This is a genomic window from Cedecea sp. B1(4) (assembly GCF_059414925.1).
Genome location: NZ_JCAHMZ010000006.1, coordinates 540,076 through 560,115, shown reverse-complemented (window position 1 = coordinate 560,115; position 20,040 = coordinate 540,076). Strand labels below are relative to the sequence as shown.

Genomic DNA, 20,040 nt, shown 5'->3' with positions numbered 1-20,040 from the left:
GGTCCCACCTGACCCCATGCCGAACTCAGAAGTGAAACGCCGTAGCGCCGATGGTAGTGTGGGGTCTCCCCATGCGAGAGTAGGGAACTGCCAGGCATCAAATTAAGCGTGCTGATATGGCTCAGTTGGTAGAGCGCACCCTTGGTAAGGGTGAGGTCCCCAGTTCGACTCTGGGTATCAGCACCACTTTTTAGGTTAAAGTTCGGCACGTAGAAAAGAATTTGCCTGACGGCCGTAGCGCGGTGGTCCCACCTGACCCCATGCCGAACTCAGAAGTGAAACGCCGTAGCGCCGATGGTAGTGTGGGGTCTCCCCATGCGAGAGTAGGGAACTGTCAGGCATCAAATAAAGCAAAACCCCGACCGAAAGGCCGGGGTTTTCTGCTTTCAGAGATGTGCAAAACAGCATAAAAAAGGCCGCGTCTGCGGCCTTTGTCGTTTAATGAATAACCTGAGACAAGAAAGCTCGCGTTCTTTCCGATTTCGGGTGGGCAAAAAACTCTTCAGGCGGTGCCTGTTCTACGATCTCTCCACGGTCCATAAAGATAACCCTGTCGGCAACGGTACGCGCAAACCCCATTTCGTGAGTCACGCACAGCATCGTCATCCCGGATTCGGCCAGGCCAATCATGGTATCCAGCACTTCCTTCACCATTTCCGGGTCAAGCGCAGACGTCGGTTCATCGAAGAGCATGATTTTAGGCTTCATGCATAGCGAGCGAGCAATGGCCACTCGCTGCTGCTGGCCACCGGATATTTGCCCCGGGAATTTATGCGCATGTTCAGCGATTCGTACTCGTTCGAGATAATGCATCGCCAGCGCTTCGGCTTCTTTCTTCGGCATCTTACGTACCCAAATCGGAGCCAGGGTGCAGTTCTGCAAGACCGTTAAATGCGGGAACAGGTTAAAGTGCTGAAAGACCATGCCGACTTCGGTACGGACTTTTTCTATATTGCGGAGATCGTCATTCAACTCTGTGCCGTCAACGACAATACGTCCCTGCTGATGCTCTTCAAGATGGTTAATACAGCGAATAGTCGTTGATTTCCCGGAGCCTGATGGCCCACACAGCACGATACGCTCGCCCTGCTTCACATTGAGATTAATATCTTTTAAAACATGGAATTGCCCATACCATTTGTTCACATTTTCCAACGTGATCATCGTGTCGGCAGCCTGCAGTGTCATTTTACTCATCATAATCCTTAGTGCGGCGTGCGGCCGGTGTGGAAGCGCTTCTCCAGATGCTGGCTGTAGCGCGACATACTGAAACAGAAAATCCAATAGACGATAGCGGCGAAGACATAGCCTTCAGTCGACATGCCTAACCAGGCCGGATCGACAGTGGCTTGCTGTACGCTACTAAACAGATCGAACAGGCCGATGATGATCACCAGACTGGTGTCTTTAAACAGCGCAATAATCGTGTTCACCAGACCCGGGATCACCAACTTCAGGGCCTGAGGTAAAATCACCAACCCTTGCGTTTTCCAGTAACCAAGCGCCAATGACTCTGCTGCCTCATATTGCCCTTTGGGCAGAGCCTGCAGCCCGCCACGAACCACCTCGGCCACATAGGCTGACTGGAACAAAATCACCCCGACCAATGCCCGAATCAGTTTATCGATGGTGGTGCCTTCCGGCAGAAACAACGGCAGCATCACGGAAGACATGAACAGCACCGTGATCAGCGGTACACCTCGCCAAAATTCGATAAACATTATTGAAAGGATTCTCACAACCGGCATGCGTGATCGTCTGCCCAGTGCCAGCACTATACCCAGCGGTAGGGCGCCTGCGATGCCGACGGAAGCAATGATCAGCGTGAGGGTTAATCCGCCCCAAAGACGAGTCTCCACGCGGTCCAGCCCCAGGAATCCACCGTACATCAAGACCCAAACGAGGAGCGGATAGGCCACGGCCCAGGCGGCGATATAGCGACCACGGTGAGGAAGCGACTTCCAGAACATTGCGGCTACGGAAAGTAACCCAATGATCAGTGCAAGGTTGATTCGCCAGCGCAATTCGTGAGGGTAAAGTCCATACATAAACTGCCCGAAGCGGTCGTGGATAAAGACCCAACACGCCCCTCCCTGAGTACAGTCGGCTCTTGTCTCACCTACCCAATTCGCCTGGAAAACCGCCCAGTTCAGAAGCGGAGGGATAAGCGTCCACATCAGCCCGAGACAAAGCAGCGTGAGCAGAGTATTCAGCCAACTGGAGAAGAGATTTTTACGCATCCAGCGCCAGACCCGTTCCGGGTGGTTACCTGCCTGGCGGGCGTCGCGCGCCGTTAAAACTTTAGTCATCGACATTCCTTAACGCTCGACGAGGGCGATACGGCGGTTATAGACGTTCATCAGCAGCGAAATAACCAGGCTGATAAGCAAATAAACGGACATCGTGATAGCGATGGTTTCGATAGCCTGGCCCGTTTGGTTAAGCACGCTGCCGGCAAACAAAGACACCATATCCGGATAACCAATGGCTGCTGCCAGGGAAGAGTTTTTGACGATGTTCAAGTACTGGCTGGTCAACGGCGGAATGATGACTCTCAGCGCCTGGGGCACAATCACCTGGCGAAGCGTCACCTGCTTAGGCAGACCCAGGGACAAAGCCGCCTCATGCTGGTCAAAGGGGACGGACTGAATACCTGAGCGGATGATTTCCGCGATAAAGACCGAGGTGTAAACCGACAGCGCCAGCGTTAAAGCAGCCAGTTCAGGGATAAGTACAATCCCACCGCTGAAGTTGAAACCGTGCAGAGCTGGAATATCCCAGTGAAGGGCTGCCCCGAAGATCAAATGCGCCAGCAGCGGAAGCACAACGATCAACGCGATCGTCACGGGCCAGGTGCGACGAATCTGCCCGGTTCTCATTTGGTGCATTTTGTTATAGCGATACAGGCCCGCAGAAACGATCAGTGCGCACAGAATGGCAACCGCAAATGCCAGCAGACCTTCCCCCATAATCGGAGCCGGAAGGGACAGCCCGCGATTGCTCAAGTACATCAGGCCAAAGGCATCCAGAGCCTGGCGTGGGCCCGGCAGATTACGCAGCACGGCAAAGTACCAGAAGAAAATTTGCAGCAACGGGGGGATGTTGCGAAACGTCTCAATATAAAAGGTAGAGAGTTTACGCACCAGCCAGTTATCAGAGAGTCGTGCAAGGCCCACAAAGAAGCCGATAAATGTCGCGAATACAATACAGAGAACAGACACCAGCAGGGTATTCAGCAGCCCAACAACAAAGACTTTGCCGTAGGTATCTCCCTGATCGTAGTCGATAAGATGCTGGACAATGCCGAACCCGGCGGCGCGATCGAGAAAGGCAAAACCGGAGGTAATACCGCGGCTGTCCAGGTTGGTAATGGTGTTGTGAATCAAATAAACCGCCACGCCAATAACAAAAGCGATGGCGACGATTTGATACAGCCAGGCGCGAACCGAGGGGTTAGAAAAAGATAAGTCGGCCTTCACGGCTGGGCGGTGATGACGCATAAGCAAACCTCAGTAACAGGAACATAAATCTGGGGCACCGCAATGGGCAGTGCCCTGTTCTGGTATGTCGCTTAGCGAACTGGTGGGGCGTACTGAATCCCGCCGTTGTTCCACAGGTTGTTCTGGCCGCGTTTGATTTTCAGCGGGCTTTGGGCACCGACGTTACTCTCGAAAATCTCAGCGTAGTTACCGACCTGCTTCACGATGTTGTAGGCCCACTTGTTGTCCAGCTTCAGGTCTTTGCCGAAATCACCTTCTTTCCCTAACAGGTGCGCCATATCCGGCGTGGTAGGGTTGGCGGCCATCTGGTCGACGTTTTTAGAATTAATGCCCATCTCTTCGGCATTCAGCATGGCGAACAGCGTCCAGCGCACGATGGAGAACCAGTCATCGTCCCCGCGGCGTACAACGGGTCCCAGAGGTTCTTTAGAGATGACTTCTGGCAGCACAAGCCACTCTGCCGGATTGCTGAGCTTGATGCGCAGGGCGTACAGCTGAGACTGATCTGAGGCCAGAGTATCGCAGCGCCCGGACTCCAGCGCTTTGGCCGACTCGTCTGAACGGTCAAAGGTGACCGGCGTGTACTTCATCTTATTGGCTTTGAAGTAGTCGGCGACGTTCAGCTCTGTGTCGGTCCCGGCCTGAATACAAACCGTGGCACCATCGAGCTCTTTCGCACTTTTGAGGCCGGCTTTATTGTGTGTCAGGAAGCCGATACCGTCGTAATAAGTAACGCCGGTGAACACCATCCCCATGCCCGCGTCGCGGGAAGAAGTCCAGGTGGTGTTACGGGAAAGAATATCTACCTCGCCGGACTGCAGCGCCGTAAAGCGCTCTTTTGCGGTTAGAGGAGTGTATTTGACTTTAGAAGCATCGCCGAAGACTGCTGCCGCCACGCCACGGCAAACATCCACATCGATACCGGTAAACTTGCCGCTGCCGTCAGCGTAAGAAAAGCCCGGCAGACCATCGCTGATTCCACATTGCACGAAGCCTTTCTTTTTGACGGCATCCAGCGTGGTGCCTGCATGAGCCTGATTAGCCATCGCAAACAGCGCGCCGGTAGCGACCAGAGTGGCGATCATCATCTTCTTCATAAATGCATCCTGAGTGGCAAAATTATCGTTATTGGCGAAATGGCATCCGGGAGGTGCCAGATCCGTATTCGTGGCAAATGCCCGAGTCATAGTCTTTAAAGCAAAGGGGATGCCAGGTTTTTGCGGGGGCGTTTTATGAAGAAGAAGGCAGGCAGCCATGAAGATATGGGCAAAAAAAATGCGCCGAAATAGTGCAGGCCTGCAACTAACGGCGCATTTCAGAGCAAAATGATTCAGGTGTTGCAGGAAGAAGAAACAAAAAAGCGCGAGAGCCTCGCGCTTTGGTCGAGGGGAGAACTTATTTGGTGAGTGCCACGATACCCAAGGCTACGCCTGCCACGGCAGCGGTACCGGCGGCAATCGCGCCAGCGGTTTCCCAGTTATCCTGGGTGGTGCCTTTCATACAGGTATTGGTGTGCACCAGGCGCCCCTGGTCATCATAGACCGGTACGCAAGGGGAGTCGGTCGCACAGCCAGCCAGAAAAGTAGTGAGCAACGCGACAGCGATGAATTTAGTCATTTTGAACCTCGGTTTTACCAAACGCCGGAACAGGGATTGCTCTCGTAGGTGCCCATAAAGGTACGAAGCTTTCACGGATGCTGCACCGGTGTGAATGTGGCTATTTTACCACTGCGACTCAGACCACAGGATCGGGGAATAATTGCAAAGCGTGTGAAGTGTAAACAAAGTGAAGGAAAGGGCGATGCAGCGATGAATGATGAGGAAAAACGTCAGATTCGGGGTGCAGAAAAGAGAAAAGGCGCTTTCCCATGCCGAGTCGCGCCTTTTCACAACACTAACTGATTAGTATCAGTTCATGCCGTATTTTTTCAGTTTCTTACGCAGCGTACCGCGGTTGATACCCATCATCAGGGCAGCGCGGGTCTGGTTGCCGCGGGTGTATTGCATCACCATGTCCAACAGTGGCTGTTCAACTTCAGCCAGTACCAGCTCATACAGGTCATTCACATCCTGACCATTCAGTTGAGCAAAATAGTTCTTCAGTGCCTGTTTAACCGAGTCACGCAGGGGCTTTTGAGTTACCTGATCCTGAGAGTTAACGGTGGAAACGGTCAGTACGTCAGAATTTACGCGTTGTTCGAACATAGTTCTGTCAGCTCTTTATTTCATTACGCAAGATTTTCGAAGTATGCCTCCAACGCCTCCAGCTGTTCGCTGGTATCCTCAATGGCGTTGAATGTGCGCCGAAACTGGTCATTTGGAGCGTGCTCCTGGAGATACCAGGAGACGTGTTTACGAGCAATTCGGTAACCTTTTACATCGCCATAAAAGCTATGCAGTTCCCGAACGTGCGAGCAAAGTAAGCGCTTCACCTCTGCCAGAGGCAAGGGGGGCAGCAGCTCTCCAGTGTCCAGATAATGCTGGATTTCCCGAAAGATCCAGGGTCTTCCCTGAGCCGCACGGCCTATCATCAGGGCATCAGCCCCCGTATAGTCAAGTACAGCTCTGGCTTTAAGCGGGTCAGTAATGTCACCATTCGCGATGATCGGAATGGAAACTTTCTGCTTAACTGCCCGAATGCTGTCGTATTCAGCATCGCCCTGGAATAAACAGGCGCGTGTGCGTCCATGAATTGTCAGAGCCTGAATCCCACAGTCTTCAGCCAGTTTGGCAATCTCTACACAGTTACGGTGCGCGGGCTCCCAGCCGGTACGAATTTTCAACGTCACAGGAACATCCACTGCCTTCACTACCGTCGTCACGATGTCCTTTACCAGACTTGGGTACTGTAGAAGCGCTGAACCTGCCAGCTTACGATTCACCTTTTTTGCCGGACAACCCATATTGATATCAATAATCTGGGCGCCATTAGCCACGTTAATTCGCGCGGCTTCTGCCATCTCTTCCGGTACGCTGCCGGCAATCTGCACGGTGCGAATACCCGGTTCATCCACATGGACCATGCGTAAACGGGACTTATCGCTCGCCCAAACTTCTGGGTTAGAGGACATCATCTCGGAAACGGTTAACCCGGCTCCCATCTCGTAGCACAGCGTCCTGAATGGTCTGTCAGTGATGCCAGCCATAGGTGCTGCGATCAGGCGATTTCTGAGCTGGTGGTGTCCGATGCGCATGAGTTAAGAAATGACCATACTGTGCCTGCAAGGCGGCGTATATTACGCATTTTTCGCACGAGATGAAAGGCCAAACTTTGAACAATCCTCTGTCACAGATCAATGAAGCGGCAACAAGCATGGCCAAAATACGTAATTAATTAAATTAATCAGCGAGTTAGGATTTTTCGTTTATTTCATGCTGTTTTAAATTTTCCTGAAAGTTAGCAGAAATATGCTGTCCAACAGGCTATTTTCACCAGATAAACCGCTGTTTTTGTGGCCAGTTTTGGGGTTTTTATGCGAACAAGCTCTCATTTTTACATACGGCTTACTCACTAAAACTGGCTAAAAACGGCACACGGCGCGGTGTCCGTATGCCGTTATTTTCATCAGCCGTGCTTGCGGCCGGTGATACGGCACCACTCTTCTTTTTCCGCAACCGGGTCAAGCGTGAACTTATCGGCATAAGCTTCACACACACCCTCGGCTTGACTTGCCAGAACGCCGGAAAGGCCAAGGAAACCGCCCTCAACCGGCAGCACGCTGATTAACGGCGCTAGCTCACGCAAAGGGCCTGCCAGAATGTTAGCGACCACCACGTCGGCGCTCATGACTTCTGGTTGGTCTTTCGGCAGGTAAAGCTCAAGCCGGTCGGAAACACCGTTACGCTCGGCGTTATCGCGGCTCGCCTGAATCGCCTGTGGATCGATATCGATGCCGATAGCTTTTGCGGCCCCCAGTTTGAGGGCGGCAATCGCCAGGATCCCGGAGCCGCAGCCGAAGTCGATCACGGTTTTGCCCGCCAGATCCAGACCGTCAAGCCATTCGAGGCACAGTGAGGTGGTTGGGTGGGTACCAGTGCCAAACGCCAGGCCCGGGTCGAGCATCACGTTCACGGCAGTTTCATCCGGCACATCGCGCCAGCTTGGGCAGATCCACAGGCGGTTGCCGAAGCGCATTGGGTGGAAGTTGTCCATCCATTCGCGCTCCCAGTCTTTATCTTCCAGCTGTTCCACTTTGTGGTGGAAACCCTGGCCTAACAAAGGGCAGTGCTCGAGGATAGCGACAACTTCTTCCATGTCGGTTTCCGCGTCATACAAGCCGATAACGTCGGTATCGCCCCAAAGGCGAGTTTCACCCGGCAGCGGTTCAAAGACCGGCGTGTCGTGGGTGTCCTGGAAGGTGACGGAAACCGCCCCGCTTTCAATCAGCGCATCGCCTAAGCTTTCAGCGTTGCCGCCGGTGGTGTTAATTTTCAGTTGGATCCATGGCATGGCGAAACTCTTTATTTATCAGTAGTGGAAACAAGAAGGGGCTCCGGAACGGCACGACCAAAACGGTTACCTATCAGGAACGCCAGCAAGCTGAACAGGAGCGAAGGCACAATCGGGTGGAAGCCCAGAAGCTGCAGGCTAAAACTGGCGAGCACCGCGTATAGTCCGCCGCCGACAATCATGCCGCTCAGCGCGCCTGCTGCGTTCGCTTTCTCCCAATAGAGGCCCAGCACCAGCGGCCACAGGAAAACGGCCTCAAGGCCCCCGAAGGCCAGCAGATTAAGCCAGATAATCATCTCAGGTGGTCGCCAGGCGGCCAGCATCATCAGAATGCCCAGCACCAGCGTCGTGGTGGTGGAAATGCGCTTCAGGCGGCGCTCCTGATGAATTTTAGTCGGACTTGCGCTAAGCCACAGGTCTTTCACGATCGTCGCGGAGGCCTGCAGCAAGTGGGCGTTCACGTTGGACATAATGGCGGCCATTGGCGCGGCCAGGAATAACCCAGCGGCCCAGGGCGGCAGAACCTGCATCATCAGCGTAGGGATAACCAGATCCGGCACCGTCAGGCCCGGGAGTACCGCTCTGCCCAGCGCGCCAGCAAGGTGCATGCCCAGCATCAGGATTGCGACCACAATGGTGCCTATGATGATGCCGCGGTGCACGGCTTTGCTGTCTTTATAAGAGATACAGCGTACCGCCGTGTGGGGCAGGCCGATCACGCCAAAACAGACCAGTACCCAGAAGGAAGCCATAAACGTTGGCGTCAGAATGTCACCCGCGCCCTGAGGGCTGACGAGTTTCGGATCGATGTGTTCTAACGTTTGTACCGCGTTGCCCAGCCCGCCAGCGGCATGAACCACGCCGACCAACAGCACGATGGTGCCTATCAGCATCACCATGCCCTGCATGGTGTCATTGAGCACGCTGGCGCGGAAGCCGCCGAAGGACGTATAGAGCGCGATGGTGATCCCGAAAATCAGCAGGCCAGTTTCATACTTTATCCCTGCGGCGGTTTCCAGCAGCCGCGCGCCACCGATGAACTGGACGGCAATCGCGCCAACAAACGCGACCAACAGGCTAATGCTGGCAATCCAGACGACGGCCCGATTCTGGTAGCGAGCCTGTAGCATGTCATTCAGCGTGATGGCGTTATAGCGGCGTGCCAGGATAGCGAATTTCTTCCCGAGGATCCCCAGAGAAAGCCAGATCGTCGGGATCTGAATCATGGCCAGCAGCACCCAGCCCAGGCCGAACTTATAGGCTGCACCCGGGCCACCGATAAACGAACTGGCGCTGATGTAGGTGGTGGTGAGCGTCATGGCCAGCACGAAGCCGCCCATCGAACGGCTACCGAGAAAATACTCACTCAAAAAGGTACCGGAAGTACGCTGGCGCATGGCGTAAACGGAAAGACCAAAGACCGCGATCAGGTAGATAACCAGCACGGCAATCACTTCATTTTGCATGGTCATCCCCCAGAGGAATGTCGCGGAATAAGTATTTCACCATCAGCCAGCAAAGCAGGATAAAAAGTAGCGGCACCAGCAGGCAGGCCATCTCGAACCAGTGCGGCAAGCCGGTGATCCCCTGTGTATTGTCAGGTAAGTAAGCAGCCACTAACCATGCGGCAAGATAGAGCAAGGTCAGCCAGAGCGCCCAGCGCGCTTCTTTATGGGCCTGAACAAAACGGTTGTCCATTTTTGTCCCTTGAGTTCGCAGAAAGCGGGGATTGTAACGCATCCATCCTGTCGGAGGATAAAAAAAGAAAAAGGCCGGAAATCCGGCCTTTTGTCGACATGTTCAACGGAAACTTAGTGCTGAAGACCGAGTTTCTTCTCCAGATAGTGGATGTTTGTTCCACCGTGCTGGAAGTTTTCGTCGTTCATGATTTTGGTCTGCAGATCGATATTGGTTTTGATGCCATCGATAATCAGTTCTGCCAGGGCGTTTTTCATGCGGGCAATAGCCACTTCACGCGTTTCGCCGTAGCAGATGAGCTTCCCAATCATTGAATCGTAGTACGGCGGTACTGTGTAACCGGCGTAGATATGCGATTCCCAACGCACGCCAAAACCACCAGGCGCGTGGAAGCGCGTGATTTTGCCCGGGCTTGGCAGGAAGGTGTTCGGGTCTTCGGCGTTGATGCGGCATTCCACCGCGTGGCCGGTAACGTGAACGTCTTCCTGTTTGATGGACAGCGGCTGACCGGCTGCGATACGCAGCTGCTCTTTAATCAGGTCAACGCCGGTGATCATTTCGGTAACCGGGTGTTCTACCTGAATACGGGTGTTCATTTCGATGAAATAGAACTCGCCGTTTTCGAACAGGAACTCAAAGGTACCTGCGCCGCGATAGTTAATGTCGATACAGGCTTTGGCGCAGCGGTCGCCGATGAATTTACGCAGCTCAGGCGTAATGCCCGGGGCTGGTGCTTCTTCAACGACTTTCTGGTGGCGGCGCTGCATGGAGCAGTCACGTTCAGCCAGATAGATAGCGTGCCCCTGGCCGTCGGCCAGAACCTGAATCTCGATATGGCGTGGGTTCTCGAGGTATTTCTCCATGTAAACCATGTCGTTGTTGAAAGCCGCTTTGGCTTCCGCACGGGTCATGTTGATGGATTGCTCGAGCTCCGCGTCGCTGCGCACTACGCGCATACCACGACCGCCGCCGCCGCCGGAGGCTTTGATAATCACCGGGTAGCCGATGCGTTTTGCATGGGCACGGTTTTTATCCATGTCGCCGTCCAGTGGGCCGTCAGAACCGGGTACCGTCGGTACGCCCGCTTTTTTCATCGCGGTGATCGCGGAAACTTTGTCGCCCATTAGGCGGATAGTTTCAGCTTTCGGACCGATGAAGATAAAGCCGGAACGCTCAACCTGCTCGGCAAAGTTGGCGTTTTCTGACAGGAAGCCGTAACCCGGGTGAATCGCTACCGCGCCGGTGATTTCCGCCGCAGAGATGATTGCCGGGATGTTCAGGTAGCTTTTTACGGACGGAGCCGGGCCGATACAGACCGTCTCATCCGCCAGTAATACGTGTTTCAGATCGCGGTCCGCGCTTGAGTGCACAGCGACAGTCTTGATGCCCAGTTCTTTACAGGCACGAAGAATACGCAGTGCAATCTCGCCGCGGTTGGCGATGACAATTTTATCCAGCATGTTCGCCTCGTTACTCGATGACGACCAGCGGCTCGTCAAATTCTACCGGCTGACCATTCTCAATCAGAATTGCTTTCACCACACCGGCTTTATCTGATTCGATCTGGTTCATCATTTTCATTGCTTCAACGATGCACAGGGTGTCGCCCACGTTAACTTTCTGGCCCACTTCCACAAACGCTTTGGCATCCGGGCTAGGGGTACGGTAGAAGGTACCGACCATTGGGGAACGTACGATGTGACCACTGACTTCAGCAGCTGCAGGGGCTTCCATTGCTGGGGTTGCGGCTGGTGCAACGGCCTGAGCCAGACCCGGCTGTGGCTGCGGCTGGTACATTGGCGCAGCGTAAGCCTGTTGCATCATTGGGAAACCAGCGTTTGCCGGGGAGCGGCTGATGCGTACAGACTCTTCGCCTTCAGAAATTTCCAGTTCAGCGATGCCTGATTCTTCAACCAGCTCGATCAGTTTTTTAATCTTACGAATATCCATGAGTGGGTTCCGTACTCTTTGTTTAGATGGATTTTGACAGGCGTTTTACCGCCGTCTGTAAAGCATATGAATAGCCGTCAGCGCCTAATCCGCAGATCACGCCGATGGCCTTATCTGATAGATAGGAATGATGGCGGAACGGTTCACGCGCGTGCACATTGCTGAGGTGAATCTCGATAAACGGGATATCCACCGCCAGTAACGCATCGCGCAGCGCGACGCTGGTATGCGTGAACGCGGCCGGATTAATCAGGATAAAGTCGACAGTGTCTTTGGCCTGATGAATTCGGTCAATCAACGCATATTCGGCGTTAGATTGCAGGTGACTGAGCGTCACGCCAAGGCTGGTTGCCTCCGCCTCAAGCGTGTTAACAATTTCTGCTAACGTCTGGTGGCCGTACTTCTCCGGCTCCCGGGTGCCCAGCATGTTTAGATTAGGGCCATTCAAAAGCAAAATGTGAAATTCACCCGACATCGTGCTGCCATCTCCTGCGATTAGTAGGCAATTTACAAAATATACCTAAGTTTTCCGGTTGTCACCTTTTCGAACCGAAAATGGTCGTCAGAAAAAACCGAAGTCGCACATTATAACGATTTCGTAGCATTTGGCAGCTAAATACTGGTCTTATCAGGGAAGATGATCAACCGATATCCAGTTAAGGATACCGATCGATGTTTATTCTGCGGAGAAGCACACGCTTTGCGGCTAGCGCCACCACTGGCGAAACTTCTTGTAGCGAAGCGCAAGAAGAATGATCGCGACCAGCGCATAAAGCAAGGGCTGAGGGGACAAAATCTTAACAGACCAGAGGAAATGAATCGGCGCGAGGATCGCGACCAGATAGACGAAGTTATGCAGTTTCTGCCAGCGGGCACCCAAAAAACGCTGTGCTCGCTGGGTCGACGTCACGGCCAGGGCCAGCAGGATAATCCAGCAAATGATGCCCAGCGTAAGATAGGGGCGGGACACCAGTTCCTGGCCAAGCAGGCCAAGATTGCTGATCCCCAGCTCCAGCAGGGAATAGCTGGTGAGGTGCAGCGTCGCCCAGACGAAGCACCACACGCCCAACAGGCGGCGAGTACGAATCAATAGCGGCTGTTTAGCGTAACGCGCGAGTGGCGTGACAAGTAACGTCGCCAGCAGCAGTTTGAGCGCCATTCTGCCGGTAAAGTGCTGAATGTCTTTTGCCGGGTCGGCGCTGAAAAGTCCCTGGCTTGCAGCGTAAAACAGCCAGACGAAGGGTAGGAAAGCGGCCAGATGAAGCCCCACTTTCAGCCAGGTAATCTGTTTTAACGTCAGGCGCACTCAGAAGTTCTCCTTCAGATTCAGGCCGCGATACAGCGAGGCGACCTGGTCTGCGTAGCCGTTGAACAGCAGGGTGGGCTGGCGCTTAACGTCCAGCACGCCGCCCGAGCCAATAAAGCGTTCTGAAGCCTGTGACCAGCGAGGGTGATCAACGTGCGGGTTTACGTTGGCGTAGAAACCATATTCATTTGGTGCGGCAAGGTTCCATGTCGTAGGCGGCAGTTCGCGCACCAGTTTTATGCTGACAATCGATTTAATGCCTTTAAAACCATATTTCCACGGCACCGTAAGGCGAATCGGTGCGCCGTTTTGCGGTGGCAAAGCTTTACCATAAACGCCCACGGTTAACAGCGTGAGCGGATGCATCGCTTCATCCAGCCGCAATCCTTCTACATAAGGGTATTGCAGCCCACCCCCGATAAACCGGTCCTTTTGGCCCGGCATCTGCTCCGGGTCATAAAGCGTTTCAAAGGCAACGTATTTTGCGTTGCTGGTGGGCTCAACCATAGCGAGCAGCTTGTGAAGCGGGAAGCCAATCCAGGGGACGGCCATCGACCATGCCTCAACGCAGCGCATGCGGTAAATGCGCTCTTCCAGCGGGAAACGCTTATAGAGGTCATCGTGATCGAGCGTCATGGGTTTAGCCACTTCGCCGCTGATTTTAATCTGCCAGGGATCGGTTTTTAGCCCGCCGGCGTTAGCGGCAGGATCGGCCTTATCCAGGCCAAATTCATAGAAGTTGTTGTATCCCGTGACTTTGTCTTCCGGGGTCAGGGCCAGTTTGGCCTGGTACTCTTCTGGCTTAGTGAACGTCAGCGGTTTGCCGGCAGGTGCCGGGGGGCGATCGTTACCTTTGAACCAGGACAGAATATCGGCGTTGGCTGTCTGAGGGAGTGACAGTGCGGCAGCGCTGATGCCCAGAGCTTTCAGTACCTGGCGGCGCTTCATCATAAACACGGATTCTGGCGTAACGTCGGCTTCGGTGAGCCGGGTGACCTTTTTCATGACGTTCTCCTCGTAGCGATAGCCTAAGCATGACCGAGAGAAAGCGTTCCGGCGAATATGTCACGAAAAATTGAAATTTGAGGAGCGACAGGGCGTCGCTCCTCGGGCAAGGTTTAACGCACTTTTACCAGGGTTCTGCCCTGAGCGGCGTTATTAATGATATCGCTGGCGTACTTTGGCGCTTCTGCCAGGCCGATTTCGGTCGTCGCTTGCTGGTAGAAGGCATCCGGCAAGTCTTTCACGAGGCGTGCCCAGGCGGCCGCGCGGCGATCCGGCGGCGTCATGACGGAATCCACACCCTGCAGGCGAACATTACGCAGAATAAACGGCATTACGGTGGTTGGTAGCGCGAAGCCACCGGCTAAGCCACAGGCCGCCACGCAGCCGCCGTAGTTCATTTGCGCCAGAACTTTCGCCAGCACTTTATCGCCGACGGTATCAATGGCACCGGCCCAGAGCTGTTTTTCCAGCGGACGGGTTTCGGCGAACTCATCGCGGCCAAGAATACGGTCGGCACCGAGGCTGCGAAGGTAATCATGCGTACTTTCGCGGCCGGATACGGCGGCCACCTTATAGCCCAGTTTGTGCAGCAGCGCGATGGCGGTGCTGCCTACGCCGCCGCTTGCGCCAGTGACGACGATTTCGCCGCTTTCTGGCGTCACACCTGCGTCTTCAAGTGCCATCACGCAGAGCATCGCGGTAAAACCGGCCGTGCCGATTATCATCGCCTTGCGCGCATCTAAACCTTCGGGCATTGCAACCAGCCAGTCACCTTTTACCCGTGCGGCTTCCGCCAGGCCGCCCCAATGGTTTTCGCCAACGCCCCAGCCGGTGAGCAGCACCGCCTGGCCTGGCTGAAAACGAGTGTCCTCACTGGTGAGCACTTTGCCAGCAAAGTCGATGCCCGGCACCATCGGGAAATTACGGATGATTTTGCCTTTGCCGGTGATGGCCAGCGCGTCTTTGTAATTCAGGCTGGAGTAATCAATCTCCACGGTGACGTTGCCTTCTGGCAACGCGTGGTAGTCGATCGTTTTTACCGCGGCCAGGGTTTGGCCTTCGGACTGTTCCAGGATTAATGCCTGCATGGGCGTTCCTCGGTCGGTAGCAATGGGAAAAAAATCTTAGCAGACTATACTCCGATACTGATGTGAAGAGCCGACCTGACGCAATAAATGCTCAGAAATTCCCGAGGGGTTTCGTTTGCCTGAGGTCGGCCTTTGCTATTTAATGCTTCCTCGTTTGGGGCCCATGATGAGTGTGGTTAATTTTCACTAACCGGAGTTAACACAGGGATGCGATTAACGACGAAACTTTCAGCCTTTATTACCCTTTTAACCGGGCTTGCGATTTTCGTTACGCTCTTTGGGTGTCTGCTAAGTTTCTATAACTCTGTTCACGACAAAACTCAGCAGCGCATTATGGCTGTTGTCACCATCATTGATAACCAGCTTGTCTCACGCTCGCCCCAGGCTCTTGTGGATCACTTTAGCGAGCTGATGATACCGGTGGATATCACCGAAATTCGCCTGATGGCGGATAAAACTTACCTCTTCCAGCACGTTTTACCCGAAGGCTATCGCCCGGCAGGGACGCAATATACCTACCGCACTATTAACGTCGCGTTGATGAAGCACCCAGGCATGACGCTGCAGCTGACTTATCTCGACCCGATTGCTGTCTATTATCACGCCATGTTTACCACGACACCATTAACTGCGGCGGTCGCTTTTATGCTGGTGGTGCTCTTCCTGGCCGGGCGCTGGCTGAGACGACAGCTTTCCGGGCAAGAGCTGCTGGAAATCAGAGCCGGAAAAATCATTAGCGGGGAGCGAGGGGCAGAAGTGCGTGGTTCCGTGCATGAATGGCCGCCGCTGGTGAGCAGCGCAATGGATACTCTACTTTCGGACCTGCAAAGCGCCAGCGAGCAGCGAAGCCGCGTGGATACCCTCATCAGGGCATTTGCCGCCCAGGACATTAAAACCGGCCTCAATAACCGTTTGTTCTTTGATAACCAACTGGCCACGCTGCTGGAAGGCCAGGAGCAAGTCGGCACTCACGGCGTGGTGATGATGATTCGCCTGCCTGATTTCGAGCTATTAAAAGAGACATGGGGCAATGGCCCGGTTGAAGAATACTTATTCACTTTGGTTAACCTGCTCTCGACCTTTGTGATGCGCTACCCTGGCGCTTTATTAGCCCGCTATTTCCGCAGTGATTTTGCGGTATTGCTGCCGCACCGTACGCTGAAAGAAGCGGATGGTATCGCCAGCCAACTCCTCAATTCCGTGGATGCGCTGCCGTCAACCCGTATGGTTGATCGCAGCGATATGCTGCACATTGGCATTTGCGCGTGGCGCAGCGGGCAAACAAAAGAGCAGGTCATGGAGCATGCGGAAATCGCGACCCGCAATGCCGCTTTCCAGGGGGCCAACAGCTGGTCTGTTTACGACGACAAGCTCCCGGAACAGGGTCGGGGCAACGTGAAATGGCGCACTTTGCTTGAGCAGGTACTCAAGCAGGGCGGCCCGCGCTTTTACCAGAAACCCGCGGTTGATAAGCATGGGGTGGTTCACCACCGTGAAATCATGTGCCGTATCTTCGACGGTGAGCAGGAAGTTTTGTCGGCTGAATACATGCCGATGGTCAGGCAATTTGGTTTATCCGAACAATATGATCGGCAGATCGTGTCCAGGCTGTTGCCGCTGCTAAACTTCTGGCCGGAAGAAACCCTTGCCATTCAAATTACCGTTGACTCGCTGATCCGCGCCCCTTTCCAGCGCTGGCTGCGTGATTCGCTGATGCAGTGCGAAAAATCGAAGCGCGCACGGATTATTTTTGAACTTGCTGAGGCAGATGTCTGTCAACACATCAGCCGATTACAACATGTTGTAAGGTTGATCACTGCGTTAGGGGCAAGGGTTGTGATTATCCAGGCGGGATTAACGGTCGTCAGCACAACTTATATAAAAGAGCTGGATGTGGAGTTAATTAAGCTGCATCCGGGTCTGGTCAGAAACATCGGCAAGCGTACCGAAAACCAGCTTTTTGTGAAGAGCCTGGTTGAAGCCTGTAACGGGACGCGAATCCATGTTTTTGCCACAGGAGTGAGGACCCGCGGCGAGTGGCAGACGCTGATTGATAACGGGGTTGCGGGGGCGCAGGGCGATTTTATCGCCGCATCTCAGCCGCTTGACAGTAATGTGAAAAAATATTCACAAAGATACTCGGTTTAACCTGCCGTTTGCCATTATTTCACGTAGAATAACGCGCGCTGCATCTCAAGGGGGCTAGTCAGCCTGCCGGCCAGATTGTCGCAGCCGTTATGAACCGGTTTGCTGCTGTTAGCTGTTCGTTTATTCTACCGCGTTTGCCGCATTTCTGAACGCCATGTAGGAAGACGTTTCAAAAGTGTTACAGCCGTAGTGAACTGCACTATTTTTCACCGTTGCAGAACATTTTTGCGCCTTGTCGCTGTAGCGTGTGGTTGGTAAAGTAAGCGGATTTTGTATCCGCCCCAGCTTTCAGGATTATCCCTTAGTATGTTGAAAAAATTTCGTGGCATGTTTTCCAATGACCTGTCCATTGACCTGGGTACTGCGAATACCCTGATTTATGTGAAAGGACAAGGCATCGTACTGAATGAGCCCTCCGTTGTGGCCATTCGCCAGGACCGCGCCGGCTCGCCAAAAAGCGTTGCGGCCGTAGGCCATGATGCTAAACAGATGCTGGGCCGTACCCCGGGCAATATCGCGGCTATTCGTCCGATGAAAGACGGCGTTATCGCTGACTTCTTCGTGACTGAGAAAATGCTGCAGCACTTTATCAAACAGGTTCACAGCAACAGTTTCATGCGCCCAAGCCCGCGCGTGCTGGTTTGTGTGCCGGTAGGTGCTACCCAGGTTGAACGCCGTGCTATTCGTGAATCCGCACAGGGTGCAGGCGCACGCGAAGTGTTCCTGATTGAAGAACCTATGGCTGCGGCAATTGGCGCAGGCTTGCCGGTATCTGAAGCAACCGGCTCCATGGTTGTGGATATCGGTGGCGGTACCACCGAAGTGGCCGTTATCTCCCTGAACGGCGTGGTTTATTCCTCTTCCGTACGTATCGGCGGTGACCGCTTCGATGAAGCTATCATTAACTATGTGCGCCGTAACTACGGTTCACTGATTGGTGAAGCGACCGCGGAACGTATCAAACACGAAATCGGTTCTGCCTACCCGGGCGATGAAGTGCGTGAGATCGAAGTTCGCGGCCGTAACCTGGCTGAAGGTGTGCCACGCGGCTTCACCCTGAACTCTAACGAAATCCTCGAAGCACTGCAGGAGCCACTGACCGGTATTGTTAGCGCGGTGATGGTTGCGCTGGAACAGTGCCCGCCAGAGCTGGCATCCGATATCTCCGAGCGCGGTATGGTTCTGACCGGCGGTGGCGCATTGCTGCGTAACCTCGATCGCCTGCTGATGGAAGAGACGGGTATCCCGGTAGTAGTTGCAGAAGATCCACTGACCTGTGTTGCCCGCGGCGGCGGCAAGGCACTGGAAATGATCGACATGCACGGCGGCGACTTGTTTAGCGAAGAGTAACAGCCACAGGCCAGGGGGAGCTTTGCGCTGCCCCTGCTTGCTGGTTTGGGAATACGCATAGCCTATGAAGCCAATTTTTAGCCGTGGCCCGTCGCTACAGATTCGCCTTATTTTGGCGGTGCTGGTGGCGCTTGGTGTCATTATCGCCGACAGTCGCCTCGGTATGTTCAGCCAGATTCGAACATACATGGATACAGCCGTCAGTCCTTTCTATTTTGTCTCTAATGGTCCCCGTGAATTACTCGACAGCGTGTCTCAAACGCTGGCCTCGCGCGACCAGCTTGAACTTGAAAATCGGGTTCTGCGTCAGGAGTTAATCCTGAAAAACAGTGAATTGCTGATGTTGGGTCAATACCGGCAGGAGAACGCGCGCCTGCGCGAGCTGCTCGGTTCCCCGCTGCGTCAGGATGAACAAAAAATGGTGACCCAGGTCATCTCCACCGTTAACGATCCGTACAGCGATCAGGTGGTGATCGACAAGGGCAGCGTGAACGGCGTGTACGAAGGTCAGCCGGTTATCAGTGATAAAGGCGTTGTCGGCCAGGTTGTCGCAGTCGCGAAGCTGACCAGCCGGGTGCTGCTGATCTGCGATGCCACTCACGCGCTGCCGATTCAGGTCTTGCGTAACGATATCCGCGTGATCGCCGCCGGTAACGGCTGCACGGACGATCTGCAGCTGGAGCATCTGCCGGCCAATACCGATATTCGTGTCGGCGATGTGCTGGTGACTTCTGGTCTTGGCGGCCGCTTCCCTGAAGGCTACCCGGTTGGCGTTGTGTCATCCGTTAAGCTGGATACCCAGCGCGCCTATACCGTGATTCAGGCTCGTCCTACCGCCGGTCTGCAGCGTCTGCGCTATCTGTTGCTGCTTTGGGGCGCGGATAAAAACGGTTCGTCGCCAATGCCGCCAGAGGAAGTCCACCGCGTGGCCAATGAGCGCCTGATGCAGATGATGCCTCAGGTTCTACCGCCGCCGGGTTCAATGGGCCCTCCTGCGCCGGTCCCAGCGCCAGCAACCGGTATCACACAGCCTGCTACGGGAGCACAGTAGTGGGAAGTTATCGCAGCCAGGGCCGTTGGGTTATCTGGCTTTCATTTTTGATTGCCCTGCTACTGCAGGTCATGCCCTGGCCGGATGACCTCAAGTTTTACCGGCCGGATTGGGTATTGTTGATTCTGCTTTACTGGATTTTAGCCCTGCCGCACCGCGTTAACGTCGGGACGGGTTTTATTGTGGGCGCCATACTGGATTTGATTAGCGGCTCCACGCTCGGCGTGCGTGCTCTATCATTGAGTATTGTGGCTTACCTGGTGGCGCTGAAATACCAGCTTTTCCGTAACCTCGCCCTTTGGCAGCAGGCGCTGGTTGTCATGCTGCTCTCGCTGGTCACAGACATCATTGTTTTCTGGTCAGAATTTTTAGTGATCAACGTCTCTTTCAGACCGGAAGTGTTCTGGAGTAGTGTAGTTAACGGTATCCTGTGGCCCTGGATTTTCCTGTTAATGCGCAAAGTTCGCCAGCAATTCGCTGTGCAATAAAGGTAA

At 54.2% G+C, this 20,040-nt stretch carries 20 protein-coding genes, 1 tRNA gene and 2 rRNA genes; 7 read left to right on the top strand and 16 right to left on the bottom strand.

The genetic code is table 11. The features are described 5' to 3' along the window. The 3 genes from rrf (ACR6JA_RS15330) to rrf (ACR6JA_RS15320) all read left to right on the top strand — a co-directional run. Positions 1 to 96, top strand: a 5S ribosomal RNA gene (gene rrf, locus ACR6JA_RS15330); the annotation flags it as partial. 14 nt (positions 97 to 110) lie between these two features. Continuing rightward, positions 111 to 186, top strand: a tRNA-Thr gene (locus ACR6JA_RS15325). 38 nt (positions 187 to 224) lie between these two features. Beyond that, positions 225 to 340: ribosomal RNA gene (gene rrf / locus ACR6JA_RS15320) — 5S ribosomal RNA — on the top strand. A 98-nt stretch (positions 341 to 438) separates the two neighbouring features. Here rrf (ACR6JA_RS15320) and ACR6JA_RS15315 read toward each other — a convergent pair. The 16 genes from ACR6JA_RS15315 to acuI all read right to left on the bottom strand — a co-directional run bounded on the left by ACR6JA_RS15315 (position 439) and on the right by acuI (position 14,997). Further along, positions 439 to 1,197 (bottom strand): amino acid ABC transporter ATP-binding protein, encoded by a 759-nt coding sequence (locus ACR6JA_RS15315; protein WP_039298264.1) that lies wholly within the window; start codon positions 1,195 to 1,197, stop codon positions 439 to 441. A gap of 8 nt (positions 1,198 to 1,205) precedes the next feature. Beyond that, positions 1,206 to 2,309 (bottom strand): amino acid ABC transporter permease, encoded by a 1,104-nt coding sequence (locus ACR6JA_RS15310; protein ID WP_494493806.1) that lies wholly within the window; start codon positions 2,307 to 2,309, stop codon positions 1,206 to 1,208. Positions 2,310 to 2,318: 9 nt separating this feature from the next. After that, a complete protein-coding gene (locus ACR6JA_RS15305) occupies positions 2,319 to 3,500 on the bottom strand; it encodes an amino acid ABC transporter permease (RefSeq protein ID WP_494493805.1) in 1,182 nt (393 codons plus the stop codon). A 71-nt stretch (positions 3,501 to 3,571) separates the two neighbouring features. Further along, complete coding sequence (locus ACR6JA_RS15300; RefSeq protein ID WP_494493804.1) at positions 3,572 to 4,597, bottom strand: amino acid ABC transporter substrate-binding protein; 1,026 nt, start codon at positions 4,595 to 4,597, stop codon at positions 3,572 to 3,574. Positions 4,598 to 4,895: 298 nt separating this feature from the next. Further along, positions 4,896 to 5,117, bottom strand: a complete 222-nt coding sequence (locus ACR6JA_RS15295) for a putative periplasmic lipoprotein (RefSeq protein ID WP_039288243.1) — start codon at positions 5,115 to 5,117, stop codon at positions 4,896 to 4,898. Positions 5,118 to 5,408: 291 nt separating this feature from the next. Continuing rightward, positions 5,409 to 5,705 (bottom strand): DNA-binding transcriptional regulator Fis, encoded by a 297-nt coding sequence (gene fis / locus ACR6JA_RS15290; protein WP_000462905.1) that lies wholly within the window; start codon positions 5,703 to 5,705, stop codon positions 5,409 to 5,411. Between the two features lie 23 nt (positions 5,706 to 5,728). Next, positions 5,729 to 6,694 carry a tRNA dihydrouridine synthase DusB gene (gene dusB / locus ACR6JA_RS15285; RefSeq protein WP_213715417.1) on the bottom strand — a complete coding sequence of 322 codons (966 nt, stop codon included), beginning with the start codon at positions 6,692 to 6,694 and terminating at the stop codon, positions 5,729 to 5,731. Between the two features lie 371 nt (positions 6,695 to 7,065). Beyond that, positions 7,066 to 7,950, bottom strand: a complete 885-nt coding sequence (gene prmA, locus ACR6JA_RS15280) for a 50S ribosomal protein L11 methyltransferase (RefSeq protein ID WP_172744700.1) — start codon at positions 7,948 to 7,950, stop codon at positions 7,066 to 7,068. 11 nt (positions 7,951 to 7,961) lie between these two features. Continuing rightward, positions 7,962 to 9,416, bottom strand: a complete 1,455-nt coding sequence (panF, locus tag ACR6JA_RS15275) for a sodium/pantothenate symporter (RefSeq protein ID WP_494493803.1) — start codon at positions 9,414 to 9,416, stop codon at positions 7,962 to 7,964. Then, positions 9,406 to 9,648, bottom strand: coding sequence for a YhdT family protein (locus tag ACR6JA_RS15270; RefSeq protein ID WP_008454917.1), 243 nt, complete (start codon positions 9,646 to 9,648; stop codon positions 9,406 to 9,408). The genes panF and ACR6JA_RS15270 overlap by 11 nt, the downstream gene beginning before the upstream one ends. Positions 9,649 to 9,761: 113 nt before the next feature. After that, the gene (gene accC / locus ACR6JA_RS15265; protein WP_008454915.1) at positions 9,762 to 11,108 is read right to left on the bottom strand and encodes an acetyl-CoA carboxylase biotin carboxylase subunit; all 1,347 of its coding nucleotides are present in this window, start codon (positions 11,106 to 11,108) and stop codon (positions 9,762 to 9,764) included. Between the two features lie 10 nt (positions 11,109 to 11,118). Next, entirely contained in the window at positions 11,119 to 11,598 is a 480-nt protein-coding gene (gene accB, locus ACR6JA_RS15260) for an acetyl-CoA carboxylase biotin carboxyl carrier protein (protein ID WP_008454913.1), read from the bottom strand. A gap of 22 nt (positions 11,599 to 11,620) precedes the next feature. Continuing rightward, positions 11,621 to 12,073, bottom strand: coding sequence for a type II 3-dehydroquinate dehydratase (gene aroQ / locus ACR6JA_RS15255; RefSeq protein ID WP_008454912.1), 453 nt, complete (start codon positions 12,071 to 12,073; stop codon positions 11,621 to 11,623). Between the two features lie 231 nt (positions 12,074 to 12,304). Further along, positions 12,305 to 12,904 (bottom strand): protein-methionine-sulfoxide reductase heme-binding subunit MsrQ, encoded by a 600-nt coding sequence (msrQ, locus tag ACR6JA_RS15250; protein WP_494493802.1) that lies wholly within the window; start codon positions 12,902 to 12,904, stop codon positions 12,305 to 12,307. Further along, positions 12,905 to 13,909 carry a protein-methionine-sulfoxide reductase catalytic subunit MsrP gene (gene msrP / locus ACR6JA_RS15245; protein WP_061276105.1) on the bottom strand — a complete coding sequence of 335 codons (1,005 nt, stop codon included), beginning with the start codon at positions 13,907 to 13,909 and terminating at the stop codon, positions 12,905 to 12,907. A 113-nt stretch (positions 13,910 to 14,022) separates the two neighbouring features. Beyond that, positions 14,023 to 14,997: an acrylyl-CoA reductase (NADPH) gene (acuI, locus tag ACR6JA_RS15240; protein ID WP_213715421.1), complete on the bottom strand. Its 975-nt coding sequence runs from the start codon at positions 14,995 to 14,997 to the stop codon at positions 14,023 to 14,025. A gap of 207 nt (positions 14,998 to 15,204) precedes the next feature. On the opposite strand from acuI, the gene csrD reads away from it, so the two are divergent. From csrD to mreD, 4 genes are all read left to right on the top strand, one after another. Next, entirely contained in the window at positions 15,205 to 17,145 is a 1,941-nt protein-coding gene (gene csrD / locus ACR6JA_RS15235) for an RNase E specificity factor CsrD (RefSeq protein ID WP_494493801.1), read from the top strand. 306 nt (positions 17,146 to 17,451) lie between these two features. Next, on the top strand, positions 17,452 to 18,495 hold the full coding sequence (gene mreB / locus ACR6JA_RS15230; protein WP_000913396.1) for a rod shape-determining protein MreB: 1,044 nt from the start codon (positions 17,452 to 17,454) through the stop codon (positions 18,493 to 18,495). 64 nt (positions 18,496 to 18,559) lie between these two features. Next, positions 18,560 to 19,546 (top strand): rod shape-determining protein MreC, encoded by a 987-nt coding sequence (mreC, locus tag ACR6JA_RS15225; protein ID WP_008454901.1) that lies wholly within the window; start codon positions 18,560 to 18,562, stop codon positions 19,544 to 19,546. Next, positions 19,546 to 20,034: a rod shape-determining protein MreD gene (mreD, locus tag ACR6JA_RS15220; RefSeq protein WP_008454899.1), complete on the top strand. Its 489-nt coding sequence runs from the start codon at positions 19,546 to 19,548 to the stop codon at positions 20,032 to 20,034. The genes mreC and mreD overlap by 1 nt, the downstream gene beginning before the upstream one ends. The last annotated feature ends 6 nt before the right edge of the window (positions 20,035 to 20,040 follow it).

Excerpts from the sequence above, each read along its gene's own strand:
- accC (WP_008454915.1), bottom strand. The coding sequence starts at position 11,108 with ATGCTGGATAAAATTGTCATCGCCAACCGCGGCGAGATTGCACTGCGT.
- ACR6JA_RS15310 (WP_494493806.1), bottom strand. The coding sequence starts at position 2,309 with ATGACTAAAGTTTTAACGGCGCGCGACGCCCGCCAGGCAGGTAACCAC.
- ACR6JA_RS15270 (WP_008454917.1), bottom strand. The coding sequence starts at position 9,648 with ATGGACAACCGTTTTGTTCAGGCCCATAAAGAAGCGCGCTGGGCGCTC.
- fis (WP_000462905.1), bottom strand. The coding sequence starts at position 5,705 with ATGTTCGAACAACGCGTAAATTCTGACGTACTGACCGTTTCCACCGTT.
- ACR6JA_RS15295 (WP_039288243.1), bottom strand. The coding sequence starts at position 5,117 with ATGACTAAATTCATCGCTGTCGCGTTGCTCACTACTTTTCTGGCTGGC.
- msrP (WP_061276105.1), bottom strand. The coding sequence starts at position 13,909 with ATGAAAAAGGTCACCCGGCTCACCGAAGCCGACGTTACGCCAGAATCC.
- ACR6JA_RS15300 (WP_494493804.1), bottom strand. The coding sequence starts at position 4,597 with ATGAAGAAGATGATGATCGCCACTCTGGTCGCTACCGGCGCGCTGTTT.
- ACR6JA_RS15315 (WP_039298264.1), bottom strand. The coding sequence starts at position 1,197 with ATGAGTAAAATGACACTGCAGGCTGCCGACACGATGATCACGTTGGAA.
- panF (WP_494493803.1), bottom strand. The coding sequence starts at position 9,416 with ATGCAAAATGAAGTGATTGCCGTGCTGGTTATCTACCTGATCGCGGTC.
- mreC (WP_008454901.1), top strand. The coding sequence starts at position 18,560 with ATGAAGCCAATTTTTAGCCGTGGCCCGTCGCTACAGATTCGCCTTATT.
- accB (WP_008454913.1), bottom strand. The coding sequence starts at position 11,598 with ATGGATATTCGTAAGATTAAAAAACTGATCGAGCTGGTTGAAGAATCA.
- prmA (WP_172744700.1), bottom strand. The coding sequence starts at position 7,950 with ATGCCATGGATCCAACTGAAAATTAACACCACCGGCGGCAACGCTGAA.
- aroQ (WP_008454912.1), bottom strand. The coding sequence starts at position 12,073 with ATGTCGGGTGAATTTCACATTTTGCTTTTGAATGGCCCTAATCTAAAC.
- mreB (WP_000913396.1), top strand. The coding sequence starts at position 17,452 with ATGTTGAAAAAATTTCGTGGCATGTTTTCCAATGACCTGTCCATTGAC.
- acuI (WP_213715421.1), bottom strand. The coding sequence starts at position 14,997 with ATGCAGGCATTAATCCTGGAACAGTCCGAAGGCCAAACCCTGGCCGCG.
- ACR6JA_RS15305 (WP_494493805.1), bottom strand. The coding sequence starts at position 3,500 with ATGCGTCATCACCGCCCAGCCGTGAAGGCCGACTTATCTTTTTCTAAC.
- csrD (WP_494493801.1), top strand. The coding sequence starts at position 15,205 with ATGCGATTAACGACGAAACTTTCAGCCTTTATTACCCTTTTAACCGGG.
- dusB (WP_213715417.1), bottom strand. The coding sequence starts at position 6,694 with ATGCGCATCGGACACCACCAGCTCAGAAATCGCCTGATCGCAGCACCT.